This window comes from Spirosoma pomorum (genome assembly GCF_054776615.1).
In genome coordinates this window covers 348,979-375,831 of record NZ_BAAHBP010000027.1, presented here as the reverse complement: position 1 = coordinate 375,831, position 26,853 = coordinate 348,979, and the positions used below count along the sequence as shown (strand labels likewise).

Annotated in this window: 25 protein-coding genes and 1 pseudogene; 12 read left to right on the top strand and 14 right to left on the bottom strand. The window is 50.4% G+C overall.

Annotated elements, in window-relative coordinates; genetic code table 11:
- Positions 1-23 precede the first annotated feature (23 nt).
- Positions 24-1,043 (bottom strand): zinc dependent phospholipase C family protein, encoded by a 1,020-nt coding sequence (locus tag ACYVAD_RS17035; protein WP_461140710.1) that lies wholly within the window; start codon positions 1,041-1,043, stop codon positions 24-26.
- A gap of 90 nt (positions 1,044-1,133) precedes the next feature.
- On the opposite strand from ACYVAD_RS17035, the gene ACYVAD_RS17030 reads away from it, so the two are divergent.
- The 3 genes from ACYVAD_RS17030 to radC all read left to right on the top strand — a co-directional run bounded on the left by ACYVAD_RS17030 (position 1,134) and on the right by radC (position 2,723).
- Positions 1,134-1,532, top strand: a complete 399-nt coding sequence (locus tag ACYVAD_RS17030; protein ID WP_461140709.1) for a Dabb family protein — start codon at positions 1,134-1,136, stop codon at positions 1,530-1,532.
- Positions 1,533-1,638: 106 nt separating this feature from the next.
- The gene (rpsT, locus tag ACYVAD_RS17025) at positions 1,639-1,908 is read left to right on the top strand and encodes a 30S ribosomal protein S20 (protein WP_461140708.1); all 270 of its coding nucleotides are present in this window, start codon (positions 1,639-1,641) and stop codon (positions 1,906-1,908) included.
- 119 nt (positions 1,909-2,027) lie between these two features.
- Positions 2,028-2,723 carry a RadC family protein gene (gene radC / locus ACYVAD_RS17020; protein WP_461140707.1) on the top strand — a complete coding sequence of 232 codons (696 nt, stop codon included), beginning with the start codon at positions 2,028-2,030 and terminating at the stop codon, positions 2,721-2,723.
- Positions 2,724-2,742: 19 nt separating this feature from the next.
- On the opposite strand, the gene ACYVAD_RS17015 is transcribed toward radC, so the two are convergent.
- The 3 genes from ACYVAD_RS17015 to ACYVAD_RS17005 all read right to left on the bottom strand — a co-directional run bounded on the left by ACYVAD_RS17015 (position 2,743) and on the right by ACYVAD_RS17005 (position 5,750).
- Positions 2,743-3,321: a pseudouridine synthase gene (locus ACYVAD_RS17015; RefSeq protein WP_461140706.1), complete on the bottom strand. Its 579-nt coding sequence runs from the start codon at positions 3,319-3,321 to the stop codon at positions 2,743-2,745.
- Between the two features lie 68 nt (positions 3,322-3,389).
- The gene (locus tag ACYVAD_RS17010) at positions 3,390-4,154 is read right to left on the bottom strand and encodes an exodeoxyribonuclease III (protein ID WP_461140705.1); all 765 of its coding nucleotides are present in this window, start codon (positions 4,152-4,154) and stop codon (positions 3,390-3,392) included.
- 375 nt (positions 4,155-4,529) lie between these two features.
- Positions 4,530-5,750 (bottom strand): MFS transporter, encoded by a 1,221-nt coding sequence (locus tag ACYVAD_RS17005; protein ID WP_461140704.1) that lies wholly within the window; start codon positions 5,748-5,750, stop codon positions 4,530-4,532.
- Between the two features lie 169 nt (positions 5,751-5,919).
- Between ACYVAD_RS17005 and ACYVAD_RS17000 the strand changes: the two genes are divergently transcribed.
- The 3 genes from ACYVAD_RS17000 to ACYVAD_RS16990 all read left to right on the top strand — a co-directional run bounded on the left by ACYVAD_RS17000 (position 5,920) and on the right by ACYVAD_RS16990 (position 10,309).
- Positions 5,920-6,636, top strand: a complete 717-nt coding sequence (locus ACYVAD_RS17000) for a LolA-like protein (RefSeq protein WP_461140703.1) — start codon at positions 5,920-5,922, stop codon at positions 6,634-6,636.
- 173 nt (positions 6,637-6,809) lie between these two features.
- Positions 6,810-8,966, top strand: a complete 2,157-nt coding sequence (locus tag ACYVAD_RS16995) for a M28 family peptidase (protein ID WP_461140781.1) — start codon at positions 6,810-6,812, stop codon at positions 8,964-8,966.
- 200 nt (positions 8,967-9,166) lie between these two features.
- The gene (locus tag ACYVAD_RS16990) at positions 9,167-10,309 is read left to right on the top strand and encodes an acyltransferase family protein (RefSeq protein WP_461140702.1); all 1,143 of its coding nucleotides are present in this window, start codon (positions 9,167-9,169) and stop codon (positions 10,307-10,309) included.
- A 38-nt stretch (positions 10,310-10,347) separates the two neighbouring features.
- On the opposite strand, the gene ACYVAD_RS16985 is transcribed toward ACYVAD_RS16990, so the two are convergent.
- The 4 genes from ACYVAD_RS16985 to mutS form a co-directional block, all read right to left on the bottom strand.
- The gene (locus ACYVAD_RS16985; protein WP_461140701.1) at positions 10,348-10,848 is read right to left on the bottom strand and encodes a Rad52/Rad22 family DNA repair protein; all 501 of its coding nucleotides are present in this window, start codon (positions 10,846-10,848) and stop codon (positions 10,348-10,350) included.
- Positions 10,849-10,922: 74 nt separating this feature from the next.
- The gene (locus tag ACYVAD_RS16980) at positions 10,923-11,075 is read right to left on the bottom strand and encodes a type II toxin-antitoxin system RelE family toxin (protein WP_461140780.1); all 153 of its coding nucleotides are present in this window, start codon (positions 11,073-11,075) and stop codon (positions 10,923-10,925) included.
- A 132-nt stretch (positions 11,076-11,207) separates the two neighbouring features.
- Entirely contained in the window at positions 11,208-11,426 is a 219-nt protein-coding gene (locus ACYVAD_RS16975; protein WP_461140700.1) for a hypothetical protein, read from the bottom strand.
- A gap of 18 nt (positions 11,427-11,444) precedes the next feature.
- Positions 11,445-14,114, bottom strand: coding sequence for a DNA mismatch repair protein MutS (mutS, locus tag ACYVAD_RS16970; protein ID WP_461140699.1), 2,670 nt, complete (start codon positions 14,112-14,114; stop codon positions 11,445-11,447).
- 295 nt (positions 14,115-14,409) lie between these two features.
- Here mutS and ACYVAD_RS16965 point away from each other — a divergent pair, with 295 nt between their 5' ends.
- Positions 14,410-15,981 carry a glycoside hydrolase family 30 protein gene (locus ACYVAD_RS16965; protein WP_461140698.1) on the top strand — a complete coding sequence of 524 codons (1,572 nt, stop codon included), beginning with the start codon at positions 14,410-14,412 and terminating at the stop codon, positions 15,979-15,981.
- A 142-nt stretch (positions 15,982-16,123) separates the two neighbouring features.
- Positions 16,124-16,513 (top strand): DUF3471 domain-containing protein, encoded by a 390-nt coding sequence (locus ACYVAD_RS16960; protein WP_461140697.1) that lies wholly within the window; start codon positions 16,124-16,126, stop codon positions 16,511-16,513.
- A gap of 69 nt (positions 16,514-16,582) precedes the next feature.
- Here ACYVAD_RS16960 and ACYVAD_RS16955 read toward each other — a convergent pair whose 3' ends face one another.
- Both ACYVAD_RS16955 and ACYVAD_RS16950 read right to left on the bottom strand, forming a co-directional pair.
- On the bottom strand, positions 16,583-17,275 hold the full coding sequence (locus ACYVAD_RS16955) for a DUF421 domain-containing protein (RefSeq protein WP_461140696.1): 693 nt from the start codon (positions 17,273-17,275) through the stop codon (positions 16,583-16,585).
- 14 nt (positions 17,276-17,289) lie between these two features.
- Complete coding sequence (locus ACYVAD_RS16950) at positions 17,290-17,991, bottom strand: DUF421 domain-containing protein (protein ID WP_461140695.1); 702 nt, start codon at positions 17,989-17,991, stop codon at positions 17,290-17,292.
- Positions 17,992-18,176: 185 nt separating this feature from the next.
- Between ACYVAD_RS16950 and ACYVAD_RS16945 the strand changes: the two genes are divergently transcribed.
- Entirely contained in the window at positions 18,177-19,886 is a 1,710-nt protein-coding gene (locus tag ACYVAD_RS16945; protein ID WP_461140694.1) for an alpha-amylase family protein, read from the top strand.
- 33 nt (positions 19,887-19,919) lie between these two features.
- Here the strand turns inward: ACYVAD_RS16945 and ACYVAD_RS16940 are convergent, their stop codons facing one another.
- The 3 genes and pseudogenes from ACYVAD_RS16940 to ACYVAD_RS16930 form a co-directional block, all read right to left on the bottom strand.
- Positions 19,920-20,132 (bottom strand): hypothetical protein, encoded by a 213-nt coding sequence (locus tag ACYVAD_RS16940; RefSeq protein ID WP_461140693.1) that lies wholly within the window; start codon positions 20,130-20,132, stop codon positions 19,920-19,922.
- Positions 20,133-20,155: 23 nt separating this feature from the next.
- Positions 20,156-20,353: pseudogene (locus ACYVAD_RS16935) on the bottom strand (alpha-amylase family glycosyl hydrolase); the annotation flags it as partial.
- Positions 20,352-20,507 carry an early set domain-containing protein gene (locus ACYVAD_RS16930; RefSeq protein ID WP_461140692.1) on the bottom strand — a complete coding sequence of 52 codons (156 nt, stop codon included), beginning with the start codon at positions 20,505-20,507 and terminating at the stop codon, positions 20,352-20,354. The pseudogene ACYVAD_RS16935 and the gene ACYVAD_RS16930, both read right to left, overlap by 2 nt.
- A 165-nt stretch (positions 20,508-20,672) precedes the next feature.
- Between ACYVAD_RS16930 and ACYVAD_RS16925 the strand changes: the two genes are divergently transcribed.
- The 3 genes from ACYVAD_RS16925 (at position 20,673) to ACYVAD_RS16915 (ending at position 22,863) form a co-directional block, all read left to right on the top strand.
- Positions 20,673-21,203 (top strand): TrmH family RNA methyltransferase, encoded by a 531-nt coding sequence (locus ACYVAD_RS16925; protein WP_461140691.1) that lies wholly within the window; start codon positions 20,673-20,675, stop codon positions 21,201-21,203.
- Positions 21,204-21,224: 21 nt separating this feature from the next.
- On the top strand, positions 21,225-21,743 hold the full coding sequence (locus ACYVAD_RS16920) for a hypothetical protein (protein ID WP_461140690.1): 519 nt from the start codon (positions 21,225-21,227) through the stop codon (positions 21,741-21,743).
- Between the two features lie 181 nt (positions 21,744-21,924).
- Positions 21,925-22,863, top strand: a complete 939-nt coding sequence (locus ACYVAD_RS16915) for a sensor histidine kinase (RefSeq protein ID WP_461140689.1) — start codon at positions 21,925-21,927, stop codon at positions 22,861-22,863.
- A gap of 98 nt (positions 22,864-22,961) precedes the next feature.
- Here ACYVAD_RS16915 and ACYVAD_RS16910 read toward each other — a convergent pair whose 3' ends face one another.
- Positions 22,962-26,846: a PVC-type heme-binding CxxCH protein gene (locus tag ACYVAD_RS16910; protein ID WP_461140688.1), complete on the bottom strand. Its 3,885-nt coding sequence runs from the start codon at positions 26,844-26,846 to the stop codon at positions 22,962-22,964.
- Between the last annotated feature and the right edge of the window lie 7 nt (positions 26,847-26,853).

Here is a 26,853-nt window from a genome sequence, read left to right as displayed (position 1 = left end):
GACATCACTCGTGGCTCATCTTTTTAATTTCCTTCTTCTCGCGCCGAAAATAGACGCTGTAGCCAGCCCTTTTTCTCCTCAGCTTCCGCCGTTTGTTCCGTTTCGGTCAGTTCATATTTCGCGAGCGCCCGCATGTCGGGTTGTCCGGCATCAACCCAGCAGGTATACCAGAAATCACCGATCATCTTGATCGACGCCCGCATCTGCCGGGCTACCTGCCCCTGCAACCGCTCGTGGTATTGACGCGCGAAATCCGCCGAGTACACTTTTGTCGTTTGCCCGTTACGTTCCTCGAATCCGTACTTCCGGGCCTCTCCCATCGTCGTCGTTAACTCTTGCTCAAATCGCAGTACCGAGTCGAGAGCAACGTGCGCATTGAAGACCGCCCGCCAGGCCGCTCTCTGGGATGAGTAGATGTATTCTGCCTGCCCAGTCAGTACGTCGTAGTCGGTACTGAACAGCTCCGGCAGTCGGGATTCCCAAAAGCCGTGGATTCCCTGCTGATTTGTTAGCTGACCGTTGTAATTACGGGTTGTATGCAGCGGTACGTTCGCGTCGGCAATATAATGGCCCAGGTCAGCGGCTAAGCGCAGAATCCGACGCACATTACGTTGCCGGAACGCTTCGGTCAGTTGGTATTTCGTTAATTGAATCTGCCAGGGAACGATACCGTGCAGCGCCAGAGTATCCTCGCCGTATTGGTTAATGGCTTCTTTATGATACCGGGGTAACGATGCCACGCTGGTATCTGCGTAAGCATCCAGGTCGATAAAGTGTCGGGGCGCTTCGCCAACAACGGCATACCGGCGTTTATCTGGATTGACCGCATTGTCGGTCAGAAAGCCGATATACTTCTTAAAAAACGGCATCATGTCGGGCGGCAACGTAAAGACGGCCAGCCGGTTAATCTGCTGATGCGCGTAGAACCCCCATACCGGCTTACCAGGCTTATCCAGTGGCGTACTATCCTTAGCAAAACAATGACAATTAATTATTGAAAGGGCAGTAATCAGAATAAATCTGTTGTACTTTTGTAAAAACATGGTACTTTATCTATAATTAATTTAATTATTATATTTCAAAGCTACTTGTTTTCAGAATTTAATTTTGACTTAATAGAAAATAAGCTAATTATGAATGCCAAAGTGAAAGGGTACACCTTAATTATTATGTTACTCGGTGCATTTGCCTTAACCGTTTACGGCGCTTATTCACCAGCAAGAAAGGCGCAAAAACAGCAGATTGTATGCATCAAATACAAAAATGGTATTGATAATAAAGCGGTTGAGCAGCAAATGAGTGATTTTGCGATGCTGAAGCATGAGGTGCCACAGATCATCGGTTATAAATCGGGACGCACCATTATGCCGAATCAGTCGACCGCCGACTATGACGTAGTGCATTACCTTACCTTCCAGAGCGAAGAGGATATTAAGCGTTTCGAAAACAGCGCTATCTATAAGCAGTTCCTGGCTGACAATAAGGCAACCTGGGCGAATACGTTGACAATCAACGCTGATATTCGCCAGTAAAAGAGGAGCGTCAATAAGAAATTCGGGTAGACCTTTTGGTTCTTCTACCCGAATTTCTTATTTTTGCGCCCTCATATCGCGATAACGATTTTATTATTACATATCGATGGCAAATCATAAGTCAGCAAAAAAAGCAATCCGGTCGAGTGCGAAGAAACGGCTGTTGAACCGTTACCAACACGTAACTACCCGGAACATGGTAAAAAAACTACGCACCACGACCGATCACGCAATGGCTGTTGAGCTGTTTAAATCGGTTTCGTCGGCCCTGGACAAACTGGCAAAACGTAACATCATTCACAAAAACAAAGCATCGAATAACAAATCGAAGCTGGCTCGTTTTGTGAACAACCTGAAACCAGCTGCTCAGGCGTAAGCTACTGCGTTTTTGTTCTGTCCTGTACGGACTTGTTTTTCAGAAACCTTACCTTTTTTGCGGGTAAGGTTTTTTTGTGCATTTTGGAAACGAGATTCTACCGTAACTACCTCGTTTCCATGACCTACGTAACCTCCGGCACGATTCAGAGCTGGGCCGAAGAAGACCGCCCTCGCGAAAAGCTTATGTTAAAAGGAAAGGCCGCTCTTTCCGAAGCGGAATTAATCGCTATTCTGATTAACTCCGGTACCGTCGACCTCACAGCCGTTGACGTAGCCAAGATCATTCTTAAAAGCGTTAATAATAATCTTAATGAGCTGGCTCGGCTGAGCATCAAAGATTTGTCGAAATTTCGGGGTATTGGCGAGGCCAAAGCCATCAGCATCGTAGCCGCACTCGAACTAGGCCGCCGACGCAAGGAACAAGACCGTCCGGTTCGCGCCCGGATTACCTGCTCCCGCGATGCGTATAACGAAATGATTCCGCACCTGATCGATAAGCCCCACGAGGAGTTCTGGATTTTGCTCATGAACCGGGCCAACGAAGTGTTACGTCCCGTACATATCAGCGCTGGTGGCGTGTCGGGGACGGTAGCCGACCCAAAGATTATCTTCAAGCAGGCGATTGAACACCTGGCATCATCAATGATTCTGCTGCACAATCACCCTTCAGGTAATCTGACGCCATCGCAGGCGGACAAAGATCTGACCAAAAAACTTAAAGACGCCGGACGCCTGCTGGACATTCCCGTTCTGGATCATCTCATTTTTACCGACAAAGCTTATTACAGCTTTGCCGATGAAGGCGTCCTCTGAACAAGTGGAGCGTTATAAGCTACAGCCGCAAGCCACGCATAATGTCTGCCCGGCTTAGTTCCCGAACATCACCGGGTTGCATACCCTGTGCCGTTAGCCCTTCAATGGCCCAGCGAACCAGCCTGAGCGTTGGAAAACCGACGGCCGCTGTCATTTTACGTACCTGCCGGTTTTTACCTTCGTGCAGCGAAATAGCCAACCAGGATGTAGGAATGTTAGCGCGATACCGAATGGGCGGATTACGATCTGGCAGACTTGGCTCGTCGAGAGGCTGAGCCGTAGCGGGTAAGGTATCGTACTTCTCGCCATCGACGGATATTGTAACCCCGTCAGACAATTGCTGGCAGGCTTCGGTCGTCAGCGCGCCATCAACCTGGACGTAATACGTTCGGTTGTGCCGGAATTTGGGATTTAGCAGACGGTGATTGAGTTGCTTATCACTGGTGAGCAACAACAGCCCTTCACTATCCGCATCGAGCCGACCGACGGGATACACATCCGATGGAAAATCAAATTCCAGATCCGCCAGCGTCGGCTTGTCGCCCTCCTTCGAAAATTGAGAGAGCATCAGATACGGCTTATAGATGAGGTAATACATAATCAATGATAGAATTTCGAATGAGTGAATTTTGAATAATTGGACTTACTCAATCATTCAAAATTCACTCATTCACTCATTGATAACCACACCGGGCAGTGGTCAGCGTGCACGGCGTCGGGGAGCATTCGGCAGTCAATGATCTGATCACGCAGGTTATCCGTGACCGATGCGTAATCGATACGCCAGCCTTTATTTCCGCTTCGGGCTCCCGCCCGGTAACTCCACCAACTGTAGGCTACATCGTTAGGGTGTTTATACCGAAAGGCATCAGTCATGCCACTGGCAAACCACTGGTCCATCCAGGCCCGTTCGCTGGGCAGGAAACCGGTCGTATTTTTATTCCGTACGGGATCATGAATGTCGATGGCATTGTGCGCAATATTATAATCGCCGACAACGATCACCTTCGACCGGGTTTTTCGTAGTTCAGCTACGTAATTGAAAAAATCACGCAGGAACTCCATCTTGATACCCTGCCGTATCTCACCCGTAGTACCCGAAGGAAAGTAGCAGTTCAGCAACGTTAGGTCGTCAAAATCGGTGCGTAAGATCCGCCCCTCGCAATCGTACACGCGTAAACCACAACCGAGTACGACATTCGTCGGCACTTGCTTGGAGAACGTAGCCACGCCTGAGTAGCCTTTCTTCTCAGCGGCATGCCAGTGATAGCGGTACCCTAACGCTTCAAACGGCTTCAGATCAACGAGATCGTGAGTTGCTTTTACTTCCTGAAAACAAAGAATGTCGAAATTCTGCGTACTAAGCCAGTCGATCAGGCCGTTGCGGATAGCCGCCCGGATACCATTTATGTTGTATGAAATAAGCTGCATAAAAACCATAACAGGAGTCGGTTCAGTGAACCACCCTGCTTTTTACTTCGTCAATAATCTCGTTATGACTGACAAGATGATTTAAATATATAGTCCGACGAACGGGCCGGAATTTTTGTTTCTCACAGGTCATTGGTGTGAAGAAAAACAGATTGTCTGACCGCCTTTATAAACAAATGGTCGGGCTCGTTTTCGACAGGCGGTGTAGTCTAACTGATGGTGAACGCTGATAACCCTAGTCATTATCACCTGGTCCTTATGTGGACCGTTTATATCCGTATAGAACGTAATTCGGCGTTTCTTTTCCATACAGACAAAACTAAAAAAGGGGCGGATAAGACTAAAACTTGCCGCCCCTTTCTCATTTTTGATGTCTTACAAAGGCCCAGTTACCAATTCACCCTCCGATGGTACAGGCTTCTTGTTGTCGGTAAACAGCAGCACGAAAATGATGAGCACCACAACGGTAATGCCCGCCGGAACCAGCCAGAAATTGGTCCAGTTGACACTATCCCCGGTTTTAAACAGGTCTTTTACGATACCAGAAAGGTATGAACCGATACCCATGCCAATACCATATGTAGCGAACGAGATCAGGCCCTGTGCCGATGATTTTATTTTCTCGCCCGCCTTGTTGTCTGTATAAATCTGGCCTGTTACAAAAAAGAAATCGTAACAAACTCCATGCAGAACAATGGCCAGATACAACATCCACTCGCCAGAACCACCGTCGCCGTAACCAAACCCGATAAACCGAATGATCCAGGCGACCAGACCCACGATGAGCATTTTCTTGACACCCAGACGTGTATAGGCAAGTGGAATCAAGAGCATAAAAATCACTTCAGAGGCCTGCCCGAGTGACATTTTATTTTCTACGTTCTGCATCCCTCCGGCCGTTAGCGAGGGGTTTGCCATGGCATAATAGAACGACAGCGGAATACAAATAAGAACCGACGATAGAAAGAAAATCGAGAACGATCGGTCCTTAAATAATTGGAATGCGTCCAGGCCAAGAATTTGCGAGAATGACGTAGCAGTCGTGGCTTTAGGGGGCGTATTTGGCAGGAAAAACGAGAAAATTCCTAGGACAACTGCTGAATACATCGATAGTTGAAAAATCGTCACTTTGTCACCAAAGCCGTAGTAGCCAATGATGTTCGTTACGATAATCCAGGATACGGTCCCTAACACCCGTACACTAGGAAACTCTTTTTCGGGTACAGCCATCTGTTGCATGGCAATCGACGTGGTCAAGGCCAGCGTTGGGGCAAATGTCAGGCAGTAAACCAGCAACACCCAAAAAAACTGATCGGCATCATTGACTTGAATAAGATAGTACAGAATAGCTGCTCCCAGCAAGTTGAGCACGCCCAGAACTTTCTGGGCCGCAAAATAACGGTCGGCAATCATGCCCACGAAAAAGGGAGCGCCAAGCATAGCAATGGAAAAGGTGGCAAAAGCAGCCCCCTGCTGTACACCTGTGGCATGGAGTTGTGTCTCTAGGTATTTTGTTACTTGTCCATACCAGGCTCCCCAGACAAAAAACTGGAGAAACATCATAATGGACAATTTTACACGGGTTGCCGTCGACATGAAAAAATGTTGGTTAAGCGTTTACGCGGATGAAGGTAAAAAACACCAGTCTGCCATCCAAACGGGTTTGAGTCCTGTTCCTTACTCATTGGGCGCTACCAGCAGCTTTTAATAAGCCACGGATGGTCGCAAATTCGTTACCTTTAACCCGGTTTTGACCTAACTTTTTATGAAAAATCAATTCATTACGCTCCTGGCGATGATGGTCCTGCCGGTGTTGACGTTTGCCCAGTCAGCCGATGAAATTATTAGCAAACACGTAGCAGCCATTGGCGGAGCAGATAAAATTGCCGCTGTTAAAACAATGCAGTACGACCAGACCATGTCTGTTCAGGGAATGGAGCTAACGTCCAAAACAGTCTATATCGTAGGCAAGTCGGTACGTAACGACGTATCGGTAATGGGTCAGCAGATCACGAATGTGATTGATGGTGACAAGGGCTGGATAATCAATCCAATGCAGGGGGGCAACGCACAGGATTTACCCGTTGATGCCCTGAAATCGGCTAAGAGCGCGACCGAACCCAGCATCTTTCACTTGGCCTATCTGAAAGACAATAAATTTCCGTATGAACTGACAGGCAAGGAAAAATACAAAGGTAAAGATGCGTTTGCTCTGAAAGTAAGTCGCCCCGAAGGCATCTTTAATTACTACATCGATGCTACTACGTACCAGTTGCTCGGGAGTAAGGGTAGCGTCAGCACGCAGGGGAGACAGGTCGAAACAACCTCTACCTATTCTGACTACAAAGTCGTTGACGGGATCAGTGTCCCTTATGTCAGCGAGGTCACGATGCCCAGCTTGCCAGGGGCTATTACCGCAAAACTGGCAAACGTAACCTTCAATCAAACCGTTGATCCGGCCATATTCGTCAAACCTAACTAGATAAAGCGATTACAGTAAAACAAAGGGGGCTCCGATCGGGGGGCCCTTTGTTTTTTCCAAATATTAACTCATGCTATCGACTATCAACCACACAAAAAACCGATATTTGACAAATAAGCAACCTAAATTATATGAAGAACAAGTATCTACGAACTCCATTGGGGATAGCCCTGATGATCACATCTTCCCTGCCGTCGGCCTGGGCTCAGTCGACTACCCTCACGGGTTTTACACCGGCTCGTCAGGCTACTCAGCTGAAAATCGAATCTGATTTTAAGAGCAAACAGTCGTCGGCTGCGTTCAAGAACCACCTAGAAAAATTGTGCAGTGCTCCTCACATTACGGGCTCTCCCGAAAACGAAAAGGTGCGGGACTACATTGCCGAAACAATGCGTAAGGCGGGCTGGCAGGTCGATATCTACCCGCACGACGTACTGCTGCCAAAAGGCCCCGGCGACATTGCGGTCGAGCTGGTTAATCCAATCCGCCAGCCGCTCAATATCCGGGAGTATCTGTTCAAAGAAGACAAATACAGCAGCGATCCACGACTGACACCCGGCTATAATGCCTGGTCGGGCTCCGGCGACGTAACGGCCGAAGTCGTGTATGCGAACTACGGCCGAAAAGAAGATTTCGAGCAGTTGGCAGCCATGGGAATCCCGGTCAAAGGAAAGATCGTGCTGGCCCGTTACGGGGGTAACTTTCGGGGTTACAAAGCTCAGTTTGCGCAGGCAGCTGGCGCGGCTGGCGTCATTATCTTCACCGATCCCGCCGATTCGGGCTATATGCGTGGACTAACCTTTCCCGAAGGACCGTTTTACAGCGAAAGCGTCATTCAGCGGGGATCCCTGCTCACAACACCCTACACCGGTGATCCATTGACACCCGGCGAACCAGCTCTGCCGATGGACGCCAAGAACACGCCAAAGCGGCTCGATCAAAATGCCGTCGGTCTTCACAAAATTCCCGTAACGCCCCTCCCCTATGGTTCTGCTACCGAAATCTTGAAACGCATGGCAGGCCTTCGCGCTGTACCAGCTGGCTGGCAGGGCGGTCTACCGTACACGTATCGGCTGGAGGGCGGGGCTGACCTGAAAGTCCGGCTGATGGTGAAGCAGGAGAAAACGATTCAGCGTATTTATCAGGTCGTTGGCACGTTAACCGGCAGCGAATTTCCGGACGAATGGATCATTGCGGGTTGCCACTATGATGCGTGGTCATTCGGCGCAACGGACCCTAACTCGGGAACAGCCATGTTGCTGAGCATGACCGAATCGCTGGGCAAACTGGCGAAAGCTGGCCAGAAACCCCGGCGTACGATTAAAGTCTGCCACTGGGATGCCGAAGAACCTGGTGTCATTGGCTCGGCCGAATGGTCGGAGCAGTTCCGCGATGAACTGACTCAGAAAGCCGTGGCTTACATGAACTACGATGCGGCTGTTTCGGGCCGAAAGTTTGGAGCCAGCGCGTCACCGTCTATGAAGAAACTGATTATCGAAGCCACGCAATCGGTCGACTACCCGGATTCCAACAAGACCGTTTACCAGACCTGGTTAGGTAACAGCGCTAATGGTAACCCTACCCGCGTAACGGGTTCATCGGCCCCGGCAGTACAGGCAGGCGAACCATCAATTGGTAACCTGGGTGGCGGTTCTGATCACATTGCTCCCTATATGCACATTGGTATCCCGGCCCTGAGCGCGGGCATGGAAGGTCCCACGCTGTACCATTCGCAGTATGATGACCTCTATTTTTACGACAAATTCTCGGACCCGACCTACAAGATGGGTCCCATGATGGAGCAGATCGTTGGCACCATGACCCTCCGGCTAGCCAACGCCGACCTGGTCCCATACGATGTGGCGCGTTATCCGAGCGATTTAGCCGTGCACCTGAAAGCGGCCGAAAAAGCAATCCAGGCGTACGCTCCCTCGTATTCCATCGCTCCGCTACTCAACGTTGTGGCCGATATGAAAAAGAACGCTGACGCCTGTGAAGCGGCCCGTCAGACTTACCTGAAAGCAGGCCGGACAGATAAGCTGGTTGAACTGAACCGAGAGTTGCGGATGCTGGAACGGTCATTCATTGACCCAAAAGGAAACGCGTTCGGTGCCTGGTACCGCTCGCTCTATGCATCATCGGACCCAAACAGTGGTTATGCTTCCTGGATGCTACCTGCCTTGCTCTACGAAGCGTCGATTAAATCGACCGCGAATCTGCCGGATATTGAAACGCGCTACAAAAAAGCCATTCAAACGCTCAGTGATAAGCTGCTGACGTTATCGCAGGGCATGGGCGCTCCTTCTACTATTGGCGGAGGAAACAGATAAGTAACGGAAAGGCTGAGGTAGTAACGTAATTTGTTATTATTTCAGCCTTTCTTCAACATGAATACCTTGATTAATAGCTATTTAATGTCCACTAGATAAATAAGAACTTTAATCATACATACCATCATAGCATAAAATACAGCGCTTCTTATAGATTTGCCAGAAAGGTTGTCATCCATCCCATCTTAATCTGGTTAAAAATGAAGTTAGCGTATATCGATGCTCTACGGGGCATTGCTATTCTCAGCGTTATCTGGTTCCATTGCCACCTGTATCATTTCAGCGACACTACATTTTACTCGCTGATGGACACGCTGGGCTCCCCGGCTGCTATGGGCGTACAGCTCTTTTACGTGTTAAGCGCTTTTACCCTTTTTCTTTCCCAGCAGAAACGTAACACTGGCGAAACCGGTCCGGGGGCTTTCTTTCGTCGACGTTACGTCCGGATTGCCCCGCTGTATTACGTTGCCATCATCTACTACATTGGTCAGTTGGCCTATACGCAGCAGGAGACAATAACCGATTTTGTTGAGCGTAACACCACGAACATTCTAGCGAACGTATTCCTGGTTCACGGCCTAAGCCCCGTCTGGATCAACAGTATCATTCCTGGAGGCTGGTCCGTTGGCGTTGAAGTCCTGTTCTATGCGCTCGTGCCTTATTTATACAACCGCATTACGTCGCTGAACCGGGCGGTACTCTTTACCGGTTATGCCATGCTGTTCGGTTTCTGCCTTACGTCGCTGCTGGTGAACATTTCCGTTCCCGGATTGAAGCCTGACTATCTCTATTACTATCTCCCCTACCAGTTGCCTGTCTTCGGCTGCGGTATCATCGCTTACTTCCTGATTATTCGCAAGGATCATCAAGTCAGTACCCATGCCGTTCTGCTCGCTTTTGGTACGCTTGCATTTATTGTTCTGAGCAAGCGGATGAGTCACCAATTTGATCTGGCGCTCCCGCACACACTGCAGTATTTCGGTAGTATCGGCTTTATTCTGCTGCTGGTTGGTTTAGCCAAACGTCCCCTCTGGCTGCTGGTAAACCGTGTGACTTGCTACGTTGGTAAGGTAAGCTACAGCGCGTACCTGACTCATTTTGGCGTTCTGTTCTGGATGAATCAATTTATACCCAAAGAATTGGTCCCTGTTTATAACCTCACCACGAACGTGCTGAATTTTCATTTAAAATTCCTGGTAATCGTTTTGGTAACCGTCGGCATTTCCACCATTACGTATCAACTGATCGAGAAGCCGGCCCTGCAATTAGGTAAACGGCGCCAGCGTAAAGAGAATATCCCCCAACCTGTCTTATTGGAAGAAGAAAATAGTATAGCTGCCTAAACGTAAAACGGCCCGTCGATCGACGGGCCGTTTTACGTTTAGGCAGTTCGGGTTGCTTTCGCGTGTTCCGGCTTAAGAACCACCACGTCGCGAACAATTCCACCGGCATTGATTTTCTCGACCATTTTATCCAGTAGTGGATTAGCCCAGTCAGGAATATACTTGTCGGTAGTCTGGATCAGCACTTTGGGGAAATCATACAATGCCCGTCCCAGTCCAAACTGAACAGCACAACGTTTCATGGCGTCGCTGATACCACCTTTGACCGGTTCAACCGCCGTCCGGCTGGCCCCGTCCGTTTTTCTGACGATTTCGCCACCGGGCAATACTGCGGTGATCGTACACAGAAAACCGCCTTCAATCTCTTTGATCTCGTTCTGCCAGCCCGCCCAGCCGAACTGTTCATCGAAGCGCTGCATGACGCATCGATTCGTGATGTACGGCACCACGACGATCTTCTGACCGTCTTTTGTCTGACTTTGCACCCGCCATTCAACCTCGTGTGTGGTCAGGGGGGCAGTTAATACGTTCAATTCCATTAGTTGTTGTTTACAGGATTTACTTTTTGAAACCGCACTGATAACGTTGAAGGATTACCGATCCCGCGCTCTTTTTACAAACCAAGCTCACGAACGGACTTGGTTAATAGCAGTTCAATCCGCATGACTCGCTCGTAAATTTGTCGCCGATGTCCAAGTGCAACGGCTTCAATGACCAATAGTTCGTCTTGAATTTCGTAAATGACACGATAATCGCCTTTCCAGATACGATACCCAGAACGCCCTTTTTACTTCTTGCAGCCATCTAGGCGAGGATCATCAGCCAGTGCTTCGATTGCATCAAGAGCGATACACCTGCAACAGAATCAGGTAGTTTATCCAATTGTTTCTGCGCTGTTCTAGTCAATAGGACGGTATACTTGGCCATCGCTTAATTTGCGTTTCCGTCTGTAGTCCGCTAACGAAGTCGTTGGCTCGTTACGTCCCTTGACTTCGTCGTACAAACGGATGTCATCAAGTTCGTCCAGCAGTTGTTGCCACTGCTGAATCGATAAAACCACCGAAACTCGCTTACCATGCTCATCGGTAATGTACTGAGGATGGATCGTCTTTGTCATAATGGTAAGTAAAACTTTCTACTCCGCCAGTTTCAGTAACTCGTTGAGCTTCAACAGCGCTTCGATGGGCGTCAGGCGATTTACGTCGATGGTGCGTAGTTTCTCCTTAATCAGTTCTGACTTTGGATCACCGGCTTCGAATATTTTTAGGGCCAGTTCCGGCTGAGCGGGCGCGGCTTCCCGAATCTTCTCCCGGTTCTGCTCCCGACTGTGCGATGACTCTAATTGTTTCAGAATCTCGCCCGCTCGGTTGACGACCTGGGCAGGCATACCAGCCATCTGCGCGACGTGAATCCCGAAACTGTGCTCTGAGCCGCCTTCTTTCAGCTTCCGCAAAAAGATGACCTTATTGCCCATCTCCTTCACCGCGACGTTGTAATTCTTGATCCGCGGATTGTCGGTAGCCAGGTCGTTCAGCTCGTGGTAGTGCGTCGCAAACAGAGTTTTGGGGCGGCAGTCCGTTTTGTTATGCAGGTATTCAGTAATGGCCCAGGCAATCGACACGCCATCGTACGTGCTGGTCCCTCGTCCAATTTCGTCCATCAATACCAGACTCCGCTCACTCAGGTTATTCAGGATGCTGGCCGTCTCAGTCATCTCGACCATGAACGTACTTTCTCCCCGCGACAGGTTATCGGATGCCCCAACCCGGGTAAAAATCTTGTCGATAATACCGATCTCCGCCGATGATGCCGGCACGAAACTACCCGACTGCGCCATCAATACGATCAGCGCCGTTTGCCGCAACAGGGCTGACTTACCCGCCATGTTCGGTCCGGTGATGATAACAATCTGCTGACTTTCGTCGTCCAGGTAGATGTCATTCGGAATATACGGTTCACCAGGCGGCAACTGTTGTTCAATAACCGGATGGCGACCGTCTTTGATGTTCAGTACCTTACTTTCGGTAATCTGCGGCCGGACGTATTTATTCTTGATCGCAATCTGCGCAAACGACGATAGGACGTCCAGCACTGATAGCACGCGGGCATTTTGCTGAATAGCCCCCACGTACTCACCGGCGGCAATGATCAGCTCATTGAACATCCGGGACTCGATCTGAAAAATCTGTTCCTCTGCGTTCAGAATCTTCTCTTCGTATTCTTTCAGCTCGGGCGTTACGTAGCGTTCGGCGTTAACGAGCGTCTGCTTCCGAATCCAGTCTTCCGGCACCCGATTCTTGTGGGCGTGCGTTACTTCCAGGTAATAACCAAACACTTTGTTGTAGGCGATTTTGAGCGAGGTAATACCTGTCCGCTCAATTTCCCGCTCCTGCAACTGTACCAGATAGTCCTTGCCCGAATAGGCAATCTTCGTTAACTCATCCAGTTCCGGGTTGATACCGGGTTTAATAATACCCCCCTGATTGGACAAGGTTGGTGGATCTTCCCGTAGTTCGGCCTCGATGCGATCCATCAGAAACGACACTGGGTTGAGCTGATCGGCGTACTTCTTTAGAGATGGCGATTCAGTCTGGCTTAGCGCCGTGATCAATAACTCCTTAATGGGCAGTACGTGCTGCAACGAGCGTTTCAACTGCAACAATTCACGCGGGTTGATCCGGCGAACCGCGACTTTCGACACCAGCCGCTCCAGATCGCCGATCTGCCGCAGGTGACTCATCAATGTTTCGGCCAGCTCCGGCTGCTCGTGCTCGTTGGTGAGCAATTCGACCATGTTTAACCGCTCGTCAATGAGAGCTTTCTCTTTCAGGGGCAGGCTCAGCCACTTGCGCAGCAGTCGGGCACCCATGGGCGTTACGGTCTGGTCGAGAATCTGAATCAGCGGAACGCCACCCTCCTGCTGGGCTGCTGTTAGCTCCAGGTTACGGATGGTAAAACGGTCGAGCCAGACGTAACGATCTTCTTCGAGCCGCGTTACCCGCGTAATATGCTGTAAATCTTTATGCTCTGTTTCGTTGAGGTAATGCAGGATTACACCGGCGGCAATGATCCCGTTGGGCGACCCTTCAATACCAAACCCTTTCAGCGACGTCGTCTGGAAGTGCTGTTTCAGGAAGTTGTACCCAAAATCATACGTAAAGGCCCAGTCTTCAAGCGTGTAAGTATGAAATTTATCGCCGAACAGCGCGCCGAACTCCTGCCGGTTGCGTTTGCAATACAGTACCTCCGACGGATTGAAGCTTTGCAGTAACTTGTCTACGTAAGCCGCGTTCCCCTGCGACGCCAGGAACTCACCAGTTGAAATGTCCAGGAATGAAATACCGAACTCATCATCCGGCTGACCAGTTCCTCCCTTGCCAAAATGCACGGCAGCCAGGTAATTGTTGCGTCGGGTATCCAGGACGTTGTCATTGAACGATACCCCGGGAGTCACTAACTCGGTAACTCCCCGGCGCACAATCCCTTTTGCCACGGCAGGGTCTTCCAACTGATCGCAGATGGCCACGCGTTCGCCAGCCCGGACGAGTTTGGGCAGGTGCGTATCCAACGAATGATGCGGAAAACCAGCTAGTTCTTCGTTCGAACCTCCGTTGTTCCGTTTGGTCAGCGTGATACCCAGAATCTTACTGGCGCGGACGGCGTCCTCGCCAAAGGTTTCGTAAAAATCTCCGACGCGAAACAGCAGCAACGCACCAGGATATTTGGCTTTGATCTGATTATACTGGCGATTAAGCGGAGTTTCGTTCGTCTTCTTCTGAGGCTTTGCTGCGGTGGCTATCTTCACTGATTCTTGTTACTAGTAATAAACAAAAATACTCTTTTTTCGGGGGAAAAACGAGCAATGAGAGGGCGATTCTGCAACTGACACTGTCCCTGTAGACGTACCGCAGCAATGAACGGCGCCGATTGAGCAACGTCCGATTCTATGGCGGTTTTGGGGCTCTATCTTTTCAGTCTAACCTGTACGTGACGCCATCAGGATTATGTAGGAGTTCGCTATTTCTGCCTGTGTACTAGGTTGTTTGCCAAAGAGGTTTTTATGTTTGCTACCAGCTTCACCCTATCGCCTTATCATCCGTATGCCTATTTCCAGCTTCATCCGCTCTGCCCTGAATCTATTGCTGTGCTGTCCATTCCTGAGCGCGGCCGGCTATCCAGGAGAAACACCAGTCGCAGATTCCCCGAAACCGACTGTGGGTATAACCCTGACCATCAACCCAACTAAAACCTACCAGACTATTGCTCACTTTGGCGCATCGGACGCCTGGTCGTGTCAGTTTGTCGGGCAGTGGCCAGACGCCAAGCGCAACGCCATTGCTGACCTGCTGTTCAGCCGCGACACATCGGCCAGCGGGCAGCCAAAAGGAATCGGTTTGTCGATGTGGCGGTTTAACATTGGTGCCGGAACAGCCGAACAGGGCAGCGGCAGTGGCATCAAGGACGAATGGCGCCGGGCCGAATCCTTCCTGAACGCCGACGGTTCCTACAATTGGGACAAGCAAGCCGGACAAATGTGGTTTCTACAGGCGGCCAAACAACGGAACGTACCTCACTTCCTAGCGTTCCCGAACAGCCCTCCGGTGCACTATACACTCAACGGCAAAGGCTTTGCCAGTAATAAAGTACCCAATCTGGGTGCGGATAAATTTGATCAGTACGGTCAATTTATGGCGAACGTAGTGGCGGGCGTACGTACCAAAACCGGTGTTACGTTCGATTACGTAAGTCCCGTCAACGAGCCTCAGTGGGACTGGAGCGACGGTGGTCAGGAAGGAACCCCATACGTCAATAACCAGATTGCCGGCATTACCCGTTCGCTCAGCAAAGCATTGGTAAGCAAGGGACTGCCAACTAAAATTAGCATTGCAGAAGCGGGTCAGATCGACTTCCTATACGGCGATAACGGACGGCAGGGCAAAGGCACGCAGATTACCGGATTCTTCGATAAAACCAGTGCCGACTACGTAGGTAACCTGTCTAATCTAGTCCCTGCGATTAGCTATCACAGCTACTTTACGACCTCCCCCTACGGCGACGCGGAGAAAAAACGGCAGCAGGTAGCCACTCTCGCAGCTAACCAATCGAATCTCGGCACCTGGATGTCAGAATACTGCATTTTGGGCGATAACAACGGCGAGATCAACGGATCGGGCAAAGACCTTGGTATCGATCCGGCCATCTACATTGCTAAAGTTATTCACAATGATCTGGTTAACGCTAACGCATCGGCCTGGCATTGGTGGATAGCCATCAGCCCCTACAACTACAAAGATGGGCTGGTTTATGTCGACAAAAACAAAACGGATGGTACTTATCAACCCTCAAAGATGCTATGGGCGCTTGGCAATTTCAGCCGCTTCGTCCGCCCCGGTGCGGTACGTATTAATGTCGAACTAGCGCAGAACAACGCTGGTCTGCTCGCATCGGCCTACAAAAACACCGATGGTCAATTGGTAACAGTGCTGATCAATCCTGGCACTGACGCTCAGACAGTCTCGACTGCCGTATCGGCGGAGCAGCCTAGCTGGCAGACGATGTATACTACGTCGGCTACGACTGATCTGGCCCGGACTACGTTAACAACGTCAACTAAAGCGCTGACGATTCCCGCGAGAAGTATCGTTACGTTAGTAGGCGGCAAGACAAAATAATGGTGTGCGAACGAGCACAGTATGTGCGCTTACGCACCTTACTATACGTTGCTTTTCGGAAGCAAAAAACTCATTATCAGCCACTTTAACTACGGCATAGGATTTGGTCAGTGTCATAAACTAAACACAACTTTTCTCAGCTATGACACTGACCTTCCATTTTCTTGTCTCGTTTACCTTGGCTAGCCTTGTTCAGCGCGTGCCTGAACCGACCATTGTTTTTGGCGTAACTGACAAAGCTTTTTCGCAAGTGGTAAGCTCATCCACTTCGGATACTACGCTTCAACGTTACGTTGGTGCTTATGAAGTAGCCCCCGGCCAGCAGTTATCGATCAGCTTATCAAATGATACGCTGTACGTTCTCCCTCCGGGCGAAACAGCAAAATCAGCCCTAAAACTTGTTACCGATGATGAGTTTATTGTCGTTGGCGAAGAAGCTCGTCTGTTCTTCAAGAGAAATACGGCGGGGCAGATTCTGGCGGTCGAAGTTCGTTTTGGGAACGGGGCTTCGGTAACAGGAAAGAAAGTGTAACCCAGGAACACCCCCGTCGAGGCTCCTCCGAAATCCGTTGCGCTTCGACGGGGTTGTTGTCATTATGAGCTACATTTCTACTGCCTGCACCCAGTTGTTATCATCACAATTGCTACAGGGGTGATCTGGCTTGGCCCCTCTGTCACCTGGGTTGCCGCAGTTATTGCAAACGTACTGGTTGGGTAAATGCGGCTGCTCGCGTTCAAAATCATTATCCCAGAGGGGAATAATTGACAACCCTGGTTTTGGTTCGTCAGCCTTGATCAGCGTAAAACTGCCACTGGCTTCGATATACAATCGCTTTACCTGTCCCAGGTGCAGCAGTCCCCCCGATCGAAGCTGCTCCATCAGACGCTCCCGGCTAAGGCGCGCGCCCTTCATGTTTTTCATCTGCATAACACCCTCGGAGACCATGCTGCTGATGTCGTCCTGCGTCAGGGCTTCGAACGATTGATTCGAATAGGCGAGTCGCGAGACCGTCCGGGCAAGCACCACAATCACAATCGCAATAACGGCCGCGGGAAGCAGTCCCCGGTCCGGGGCCAGAATTGGCATCCCGATGGTAGCCGCTAGCGATACCTGGGCGGCCAGCTCATTTCGGTTTAGCTGGGAAGCCATACGCTTTCCCATCACGCGCATCGATACGGTCAGCAACAGATAGATGAACGCCATCCGAAAAATAATCTCGATAAAATAGCTGCCAGGTACTTCTCCGACGAGAATACGTACCCAGTCATTCCAGTGAATGTTTTCTGGCTTCATGATTGGTTATATTCTTATAGGATAGCCTGCGTCCAGACAGTTTCCTGACAAACGGGACAAGGTTGATCCTGCTGATCAGCGTCGACAGTATTACCGCAATTCGTACACGCTATCTGGTGCGCAGCAGTTTGCTGAATACTATGAACATCCTGATCCCCCGGTGGCAATGTAGATAGCCCCGGCCGTTGAGAATCAGGCTGCCCACTGGAATACTGGTAAATACTGAACGATCCGGCCGCTTCGATGTACATCCGCTTGACCATGCTGACGTTATACACGTTCTTTTTACGTAGTTGGGCGAAAAGCTGCTGCTTTGAAATACGCGTCCGCGACATGGCGTCAATCTGCATAATTCCATCTTTGACCAGCAGGCTTGTTGAGCCCTGCGTCAGTTGCTCAATCTTTTTATTATTAAACCCCAGTAGCGTAGTTCCTCGCTGAAAAACCAACGTACAGATCATCGCCAGCAGGCCCAGTGCTATTCCCCGGTCAGGCGCTTGCAGAGACGGTGATATAATGGCCCCGATAGTGACCATCACCGACATTTCAGTGAGCGTCAATTGCCCGCTCATTCGTTTGCCCAGGAGCCGGACAATAACCAACAGACTCAAATAAATAATGATTGCCCGGACGAGTGTTTCTAGAAGGAATTCGGGGGGAGCCATTCCGAATAGAATACGTTGCCAGTCGTCGAGTCGAATTTCCTCTTTCTTCATTGTTTCGCTGTATCCAGAGAAAGAACGGTTTGTGCCAAAAATTGATTGACCAGTCAGCTAAAAAGTGAGCCACACGGACGAATGAGCCCTAAAAGTCGCCCCTGGCCAGAAACAATCCCATTTGGTTAGTTATTACTTTACATACTCACTCGAATAAGTGCCTTTCTGTCTTCTCCAGGTTCACCATGCGAAAATTGCTTCTTATCGTCTGCGCTTGTCTGTGCTTCCAGTGCAAAGAAAATAAACCAACCGAAAAACCGCTCCCCTCCGATTTCAAAGCCGAACTGTGGTACAAAAACAGTTTGATCTACAACCTCGACGTTGAAGTTTTCAACGACTCAGATGGTGATGGCACTGGCGATTTCAACGGTCTGACGCAGCGACTCGATTACCTGAAAAAGCTGGGCGTGGACGTTATCTGGCTCGCGCCTTTCCAGCCTACCCCTAACGGTGATGATGGTTATGACATAGCGGATTATTACGCGATCGATAACCGATTAGGTACCCGCGCCGACTTCGATACCTTCATGCAGCAGGCGCGCCAGCGGGGTATTCGGGTGATTATGGATTTGGTAATCAATCATACTTCTGATCAGCACCCCTGGTTTAAGCAGGCACGCCGGGACAAAAATTCACCGTATCGGTCGTGGTACGTATGGTCCGACAAACAACCTGATAACTACGACGAGGGTATGGTTTTTCCGGGCGTACAGAAGGAAATCTGGACCTACGACAAGCAGGCGGGGGCTTACTACTACCACCGTTTCTATAATTTCCAGCCTGATCTCAACATGCAAAATCCGGACGTTCAGCGGGAGGTGCGCAAAATCATCAAACACTGGCTCGACGCAGGTCTGGACGGTTTTCGGCTGGATGCAGTTCCGTTCGTGATTGAAAAAGCCGATCCCGAAAAGAAAGAGTACGAGCCGCAGTTTGACATTATCGATATGCTTCACAAATACATCCAATGGCATAAAGGGGATGCCATCATTTTGGGTGAAGCTAATGTCGATCCAAAAGACCAGCGCGAATACTTTGGCGTGAACGACGAGGGCATGCAGATGATGTTTAACTTCTACGCCAATCAGTTCCTGTTTTATGCACTGGCAACCGGCAAGCTAGACCCACTGGTCGATGCGCTGAACGCGACCCGGGAAATTCCTTCCGCGGCCCAGTGGGGTTTCTTTTTACGTAACCATGACGAAATCGACCTTGGCCGGCTCAGCGATAAACAGCGTGATGAGGTGTACGAGAAAATGGGTCCGCAGAAAAACATGCAACTTTATGATCGGGGAATCCGCCGTCGGCTAGCTCCCATGCTGGGCGATGCTCGTCAGATTCGAATGGCGTATAGCCTGCTGTTTTCTTTGCCGGGAGCACCTGTTATTCGCTACGGTGAAGAGATTGGTATGGGCGATGACCTGCGCCTGAAAGAGCGCGAGTCCGTACGGACACCGATGCAATGGAATACGTTACGTAATGCTGGTTTTTCGACTGGAGATACCACCGTAAAACCGGTTATCGACCAGGGGCCGTATAGTTACCTGCGCGTCAACGTAGCGACCGAATCACAGGCTCCGGAATCACTGCTCAATTTCATCCATACCTTAACGAAACTGCGCAGAGCAAATCCCGAGATCGGACTGGGTACGTCCAGTATCGTCAAGACGGGGCTACCAAATGTGCTTGCCGTTCGGTACGACTGGCAGGGAAAATCGGTAGTAATGGTGCATAACTTTAGCCCGCAGGTCCAGTCAGCCCAATTACCAGTTGAGCATTCGGCTGGTCAGGTACTGATCAATCAGTTTGATAATACGCAAGTCCGGGCTGCCCCGAATGATACGTATCCGATCTCATTACCCGGTTATGGTCATCAATGGTACCGGCTCAAGTAATTATTCGTTCACAGAACACTTATATATATATGATCAGCGAGTGCGGTTGCACCGTAACGGTGTCCGTCCCAACTGCGTAGTCCGGAGAGCTTGCACCCGGACCACGCCAGTCGGTGGCAGCGGAATCCAGTCGTTTATACCAGCGTCGATTTTCGGCGAGAAGTTCATCAGGCAAAGCAGGTGCTCATCGCCTTCCCACCGGTGCATGACTAACGTTGACTGCGTAACGTTTTCAGTGATGATCATTTGCCACCGATTCAGATTACGTACTGCACAGCATAGGGGTATACTCCATCATAGCCCCAGTTCCTCGAATCAGGAAATTGCGCAATTGGCATTAATTCAATGGCTGTAATACCTAATTCTTTAAGATAGTCCAGCTTGCTCTCCAGCGAGGAAAACGTTCCTTCTGGCGTAAACGTACCAACGTGTAGTTCATAGATGATATACGTAGCTAAGGGAGGGTTAGCTGGCTTTCTCCATGAGTAACGTAATACCCCGCTCGGGAATGTCGAGGGCAACTTTGTCGGCATAAGGCGCCCACAAATTAATTTCGGCGATTCCGGCGTCGGTGAAACTAACGCCCAGTGAAGGTTTACTAACAAAGATCCTGTTGAGCATAGAGGTAGTGACCAGCTCATTCTGTGGCAGGCGAGCGTCTGACGTATTATGTCCTAGCTCAATTGCTCATTCACGCTGATTGGTGTATCAACAGTAGATAAGGGAAGAGGTTTATGGAAATAAGTATTTGGCCGTAGCTTTGCCCCAGTTCCTATTTCTTACTGCATGATTCCCCGCAAACTCGCCCTCGACGAACTCAACCGTCTGTCAGTTGACGATTTTAAATCCGCCGAGAAATTTTCGTACTGTCTTATTCTGGATGACATACGGAGCTTAAACAATGTAGGCTCCGTATTTCGGACAGCCGATGCCTTTCGGGCGCAGAAAATCTACCTATGTGGCATTACCGGTACCCCTCCTCACCGCGACATCACTAAAACAGCTTTAGGTGCTACTGAATCCGTTGCCTGGGAATATATATCGGATGTCCTCACGCTCACCAAACAGTTACAGGCAGAAGGCTGGCTGGTAGCAGCCGTCGAGCAGGCCGACGGCAGTACGTCGCTGGCCAGTTTTGTACCAGAGGCTGGCAAACAATATGCCTTCGTTTTTGGTAATGAAGTGAACGGAGTCCGAAGCGAGCTCGTCGAAGCTGCTGATTTGGTACTGGAAATCCCTCAGTTTGGCACGAAGCACTCCCTGAACATTGCCGTAACGGCCGGTATTGTTTGCTGGGATTTTCTGCAAAAAACATAACAAAAACTTAACATTGGACTTTTGATTGTCACTAAAAAAGCGTATTTATTTGTAGATTTTTTTCTCTCCAATCCAATGGCAAACAAAAGCACAAACACCAAGCACAGCACGCTGACTTCAGACATTATTAGCTCGATCGAGGACAAGCTCGGCGAAGCGGGTCAAGCAACCAAGAAAATAAAAAAATCCATCGAAAAATCAGCGAAGAAGCTGGCCAAGAAACTTGGCAAACTGATGGATAAGGCTGAGAAGAAAAAAGAAAAACCGAAAAAAGCCTCGGAGAAGAAAGCAAAAAAAGAAGCGGCTAAGGCCAAGAAAAACGCCGAGAAAGCTGCGAAGAACGCGAAACGCACTGCAAGTAAGAATGCCGAAGCTCATCCAGCCACCTCGGTGTCAAGCCCTGTCGTAGCAACGCCAAAACCCGTTGCCCGCCCAAAAGCAACAGCACCAAAAGCAACAGCCCCTAAAACAGCGACTGCTCCCAAACCCACGCCTGCTCCTAAAGCTGAGCCGGTTGCGGAAACGAGCGCTGACAATTAATCAACTGTCATTATATACTTAGTTATAAAAACCTACCTAGTAGGTTTTTTTTGTTTCCTAAAAACACAGAATGGTACTTTTTTTGTTACATTTCGCTGTAATTCTACTCAGTATCATCCCGAATTCAGGCAGTCGAGGTAGTCGTTTCCTGGTATGATTGTCCCATAAACTACGTGCTCTGATGGTAAACCTCTACCGCAATTCTCCCTTTATTGCGTTGGCCCCCTTGTTGGTTTTGCTCACTGCGGCACTCATTTACCTGAACTGGCCCTGGCTTCCTCTGTTTGTGTCGCCAGTGCCCCCGTCCATGCGTTGGGTAAGTTTGTTTCTACTGGCGCTGGCCTCGCAGGTCGTTTTTGGCTATGCGTTGTGGCGACTGGTCAATCGACGCCAGCACTCCATGGTTCAGACGGAAATTCTTCATTCGATCGTTCACGAATTTCAAACGCCGATTGCCGCTATTCGGATGGCGGCTGATATTCTGGATTCGCCCATCGCCCGCAATCAGCCCGTTCGGACAGAAAAATACGTTCGCATTATCCGGGAAGAAACCGAGCGATTACAACATCAGGTTGAAACGATGCTGTCGGTCGCCAAAGCTGATCGTCAGACATTGGCTATTAACCTGGAACCGATTTGTGTTCACCAGCTCCTTAACTCCATTGCCGAACGGCACGGCAGCTATTTACAATTACAACTTACTGACACGGATACCTACCTGCTAGCCGATCGGCTCCACCTGACCAACGTATTGCATAACCTTCTGGACAACGCAATCAAATACAGTCCCTCCGAACCAGAAATCAGTATCTATGAGCAACTGCACTCCGGCGGTATGACGCTTGTTGTTCGGGATCGGGGAATTGGGATGTCGCCAACGACCGTTCGTCAGATTTTCCAGCCCTTCTTTCGACACCACGACCGAAATCAGCCCAGCATCAAAGGGTTTGGCTTAGGGCTGAGCTACGTACAACGGATCATTCAGGCCCATAACTGGCATATCGACGTCACAAGCGCGTTAGGCTCCGGCAGCGAGTTCCAGATCGTTATCCCAGCCTCCTCCTTACTCTCGGCTTATACGCCAGCCATTAGCGCTCCGACTAATCCAGTTCTGAATTGACCGCCCTCGGGTAAAGAAAAAGCCCTGAACCGGTGATTCGGTTCAGGGCTTTTTCTTTGTTACGTATTTCCGTTTGCCAGCAGACTGCTGATCGATAACTATTTAGTTGTCACAATCGGCTTAGCGCTTTCCTTAACCACCTTCATAGTTCCGTTCATCAGACGCCAGTGGCCGGGGAACGTACACACGTAGGGGTAATCACCGGGCGTTGCTGGTGCCGTGAACTTGAGCCGGTACGTCTGATCGGGATTGATCAGGGGCGTAGCGGCAACGATTTGCGGCATTGTTGGCACGTAATTTTTTTCCGCACCATCTTTTGCCGTGATCATCTTATCAGCGGCTGCGCCGATCGCATCCATCGTTTTTGGCTTCCCGATAACCAGGTTATGCTGCATAGCATCGGGGTTTTCGATCACAATCTCGATCTGTTTTCCGGCAGGTACCGAAAACTCTTTCTTATCGAAACGCATCGCTTCCCGTACTGTTTTCATCTGAATGACCACTACGTTCGGATCTACGGGTTCGGCTTTCGCCATCCCCCAGGATTCGTACAGACGAACCAGCCGCTCTTTATTATCGGCCGAAACCGAGTTAGTCAGGCTGGCCAGGAACGTTTTATCCTTAGCGTCGAGTTGCGCTTTCTGTTTTAAGTTCCAGCCTTCAGCTACACCTTTCACAACAGCATTCCCCTGAACCGATTCCAGTTTTTGCGATTGACGGAGTAAGGCGATCACGGAATCAACCGGTGCCGTCGACGCATAACTGCGGCTGGCGCGTTCGAGTACATAGGCACTCAGACTCTGTGGCGCCCGATAGGTCAGCGTGTGCCGGGCTTCGTTGTTCTGCTCGTTGCTTTCGGCAATCTTATTCTCACGATCCAGACTAACCGAAATCGTATACTTACCTGCCTGCTCGAACATTACGCCGAAATCAGTGCTCCAGGGACCATTGTTGCCTTTGCTGATTGTAACGGTTTCTCCTGCTTTGATACCCGTGTTGTGCGCTACGCTGACAAAGTTGATTTTGGCCTGATCAGCGGAGCCAGTTGGCCCTTCGATCCGTACCGTCATCGGAATAGGCGTACCCGCCGGAATATCTACCCCACCGGCGTTGGTTACGTCGACGTAGATGCGTGCACGTTCCTGTACAGCAGGCGACTCAGGTGTTGTCCGAATAGCCGCAACCAGTAGATCTGGCTGGGTTGCGCTAACTGGTTTGGCAGCAGTACGGGTTGCAGGCATTGGCTCAGTTGATGCATTCGGGCCGTGCGCGCTGGTATGATGCTGATGATCCATGTCCGATGTCGCTTTTGGTTGCGCCGGAGCGTTCATCGATACCTGCTTCAGGTACGATTTCATCATCTGCCCATTCTTTTCGGTAAGTACGCAGGCAAAGGCATCGGGCAACCAGCGGTCGTTGACTTCTGAGCCTTCTTTGTTTACTTTCTCCAGACGAGCCAGTACTGCTTTTTGGACCGGATCACTGGTTGGCATTTCAGAGAAAGCCAGCAGCGTGTTTAGGACAACTAACGGTTCTTTGTCGTTCAGCGCATCGGCCTGTAATAGCGCACTCGCTGATGGCTGAGTCCGGGGCAACACCTGAACGGCCGTTTTGCGAACGCCATGACAGGGATGTTTCAGCGCTTTTGTAGCGGCTGCCACTGCCTGCTCGTTCGAACCGTCCAGAGCGCCCAGGCCATGCAGCGTCCACAAGGCATGAATAGCGGCCGGGTTGATACCGATCTCGTCCACTGACTGGTCATTAACTAACGCAATCAGTTGGGGAACAACATCTTTGTTATTCCGGTCGATCAGCAGCCGTTGAGCGGTCGTCCGCCAGAACATGTTATCGTTTTTCAGCGCAGCAACCAGATCAGCCGGGCGGTCTTTGCTCAGCGCCATCGGTGTGTAGGCTGGCGCTTTGCTGTAACCGACCCGGTAAATACGACCGTGTGTGAAGTCCCGCAGGGGCGTTTCATACGCATTACCGGCTCCGTTTTTGGCTCCTTCAGGCGTTGGGTTGTGCTGAATGATATAGCTATACCAGTCAACAACCCAGACAGCGCCGTCGGGTCCAACCTCAGCAAATACGGGAGCGAACCACTCATCAGAACCCGCCATCAGGTTGAATCCCTCAGCGTCCTCGAAGTCGGTTCCTTTTTTCTGCATTACGTTCTGGTGAACAATGTGCCCGGTTGGCTCCGAAACGAAAGCTACTTTGTTCCAGTACTTTTTCGGGAAAGCGCGAGCCGTGTAGAAGTTGTGTCCGGCTGCGGCCGTGAATCCACCGAATACGTCTACCTGACGTACTTTTTCAGTGATTGGCTTCATGTCCTTGTGCGTGTCGGTACTGCGGCTACCGTTCTCGCGCAGGTGTCCACCGCCGTTGAAATACCGGTTTGGGATCGCCATGTACCAGCCGTGTGCGTTGTTGGCCGTCGAGCCAAAAATGTCACCCGTTTCGGTAAAGCCCAGTCCCCAGGTGTTGTTCGACGTAGCGGTTACGTATTCGAGTTTTGACCCGTCTGGTTTGAAGCGGAAGAAGCCCTGCCCAAACTTGACGCTGTCGGCACCGACTTTCCCGTTGAAACCAGAATAGCCCACGCTGCCCCAGATCCAGTTATCAAAACCATAATGCAGGTTGCTTGGTCCCGCGTGCGTATCAAACGTACCGAAGCCCGAAAAGACAACTTTCTTTACGTCAGCCTTGTCGTCACCATTGGTATCCTGCAGGAACAGCATGTGTGGAGCCTGCGATACGTACAGCCCACCGTTAGCGAAAGCCATGCCGGTTGGAATGCTCAGTCCTTCAGCAAAGTTGGTGAACTTATCGGCCTTACCGTCCTTATCAGTGTCTTCGCAGATAACGATATAATCCGACCCACCCGATTCCTTACGTTCGTTTGGATAATCTTTGGTGATCAGCGCGTATAGACGACCTTTCTCATCCCAGGCCATAGCAATCGGGTGCATGACGTTGGGCTCCTGCGCAAACAGATTCATCGTAAACTCGACGGGCACCTGAATATGCTTCATCGATTCATCCGCCGACAAAGGCTTCTGCTCCATCTGCGGTCCGGGCCGTTTCTCATAGTTTGGCAGTTGAGGAGCTGCCTGGTACGCAAACGCCTGTGGCTTCAGATCGTCATGGAGTTTCTTCACCTCATCGCCGACTGCCCACAGAATACCACGTTCCAGCAACTGGTGGAAGCCTGGTTGTCTCCAGGTACGTTCGTCGTGTCCATAGGCCGTATAGAACACCCGGCCTTTACCGTACGTCCGGGTCCAGGTGTACGGCTCCTCCTTCGCATTGGGCCGCCCTGCATCAGCAAGATCTTTTAACTGATCCGCTTTTACCTCCCGCACGGCTAGGACATTGTTGTCAGCCTGAAGGTGGCTGTGCAGATAGGTTTCGTCGTAGGCCTTAAAGGACGGCAGCCCCGCGACGATAGGGTTGTTAGGCTGCGTAAATCGGGTCTGAATGGTATCCATCCGGTGCCGCCAGAACTGTCCGCCAACAACTTTGTCGACGAACTCAGTCGAGTTTCGGAAGCAATACGACGCACAGTGCACTGGAATTACGCCATGCCCCGCTGCTACGTAATCCAGCATCGCTTTTTCCTGCGGCTTGGGAAGGCTATCCCAGTTGGCGTAGATCAACAGCCCGTCGTACTTGTTGAGGTTTTCGGGATTCAGGTCCTCAAGCTTATCCGTGTAGGTAAAGTTGATGCCTTTATCGCCCAGCGCGGCCATAATCTCCGGTACGCGCTCGATGGGTTTGTGGTGACCATTGTCACCCAGGAATAGAATTTCAACCCGGCGTGGAACGTCCCGACGTGGATCCGTTCCTCCACGCTGGGCCGTTCCACGCTGGGCCGTTTTCTTCGATACGGCTGACTGCCGATCCGTTGTCTGCGTACCCGAGGGGCGGGCACACTGGGTCAGGACAACAACCAGCCCAAGGGCGGTTAGTACTTTTTTCATGGGTTAA

What these genes read in the sequence shown, in the direction of transcription:
- ACYVAD_RS17035 (WP_461140710.1), bottom strand. Translation starts at nt 1,043, where the DNA reads ATGTTTTTACAAAAGTACAACAGATTTATTCTGATTACTGCCCTTTCA.
- ACYVAD_RS17030 (WP_461140709.1), top strand. Translation starts at nt 1,134, where the DNA reads ATGAATGCCAAAGTGAAAGGGTACACCTTAATTATTATGTTACTCGGT.
- rpsT (WP_461140708.1), top strand. Translation starts at nt 1,639, where the DNA reads ATGGCAAATCATAAGTCAGCAAAAAAAGCAATCCGGTCGAGTGCGAAG.
- radC (WP_461140707.1), top strand. Translation starts at nt 2,028, where the DNA reads ATGACCTACGTAACCTCCGGCACGATTCAGAGCTGGGCCGAAGAAGAC.
- ACYVAD_RS17015 (WP_461140706.1), bottom strand. Translation starts at nt 3,321, where the DNA reads ATGTATTACCTCATCTATAAGCCGTATCTGATGCTCTCTCAATTTTCG.
- ACYVAD_RS17010 (WP_461140705.1), bottom strand. Translation starts at nt 4,154, where the DNA reads ATGCAGCTTATTTCATACAACATAAATGGTATCCGGGCGGCTATCCGC.
- ACYVAD_RS17005 (WP_461140704.1), bottom strand. Translation starts at nt 5,750, where the DNA reads ATGTCGACGGCAACCCGTGTAAAATTGTCCATTATGATGTTTCTCCAG.
- ACYVAD_RS17000 (WP_461140703.1), top strand. Translation starts at nt 5,920, where the DNA reads ATGAAAAATCAATTCATTACGCTCCTGGCGATGATGGTCCTGCCGGTG.
- ACYVAD_RS16995 (WP_461140781.1), top strand. Translation starts at nt 6,810, where the DNA reads ATGATCACATCTTCCCTGCCGTCGGCCTGGGCTCAGTCGACTACCCTC.
- ACYVAD_RS16990 (WP_461140702.1), top strand. Translation starts at nt 9,167, where the DNA reads ATGAAGTTAGCGTATATCGATGCTCTACGGGGCATTGCTATTCTCAGC.
- ACYVAD_RS16985 (WP_461140701.1), bottom strand. Translation starts at nt 10,848, where the DNA reads ATGGAATTGAACGTATTAACTGCCCCCCTGACCACACACGAGGTTGAA.
- ACYVAD_RS16975 (WP_461140700.1), bottom strand. Translation starts at nt 11,426, where the DNA reads ATGACAAAGACGATCCATCCTCAGTACATTACCGATGAGCATGGTAAG.
- ACYVAD_RS16965 (WP_461140698.1), top strand. Translation starts at nt 14,410, where the DNA reads ATGCCTATTTCCAGCTTCATCCGCTCTGCCCTGAATCTATTGCTGTGC.
- ACYVAD_RS16960 (WP_461140697.1), top strand. Translation starts at nt 16,124, where the DNA reads ATGACACTGACCTTCCATTTTCTTGTCTCGTTTACCTTGGCTAGCCTT.
- ACYVAD_RS16955 (WP_461140696.1), bottom strand. Translation starts at nt 17,275, where the DNA reads ATGAAGCCAGAAAACATTCACTGGAATGACTGGGTACGTATTCTCGTC.
- ACYVAD_RS16950 (WP_461140695.1), bottom strand. Translation starts at nt 17,991, where the DNA reads ATGAAGAAAGAGGAAATTCGACTCGACGACTGGCAACGTATTCTATTC.
- ACYVAD_RS16945 (WP_461140694.1), top strand. Translation starts at nt 18,177, where the DNA reads ATGCGAAAATTGCTTCTTATCGTCTGCGCTTGTCTGTGCTTCCAGTGC.
- ACYVAD_RS16940 (WP_461140693.1), bottom strand. Translation starts at nt 20,132, where the DNA reads ATGATCATCACTGAAAACGTTACGCAGTCAACGTTAGTCATGCACCGG.
- ACYVAD_RS16930 (WP_461140692.1), bottom strand. Translation starts at nt 20,507, where the DNA reads ATGCTCAACAGGATCTTTGTTAGTAAACCTTCACTGGGCGTTAGTTTC.
- ACYVAD_RS16925 (WP_461140691.1), top strand. Translation starts at nt 20,673, where the DNA reads ATGATTCCCCGCAAACTCGCCCTCGACGAACTCAACCGTCTGTCAGTT.
- ACYVAD_RS16915 (WP_461140689.1), top strand. Translation starts at nt 21,925, where the DNA reads ATGGTAAACCTCTACCGCAATTCTCCCTTTATTGCGTTGGCCCCCTTG.
- ACYVAD_RS16910 (WP_461140688.1), bottom strand. Translation starts at nt 26,846, where the DNA reads ATGAAAAAAGTACTAACCGCCCTTGGGCTGGTTGTTGTCCTGACCCAG.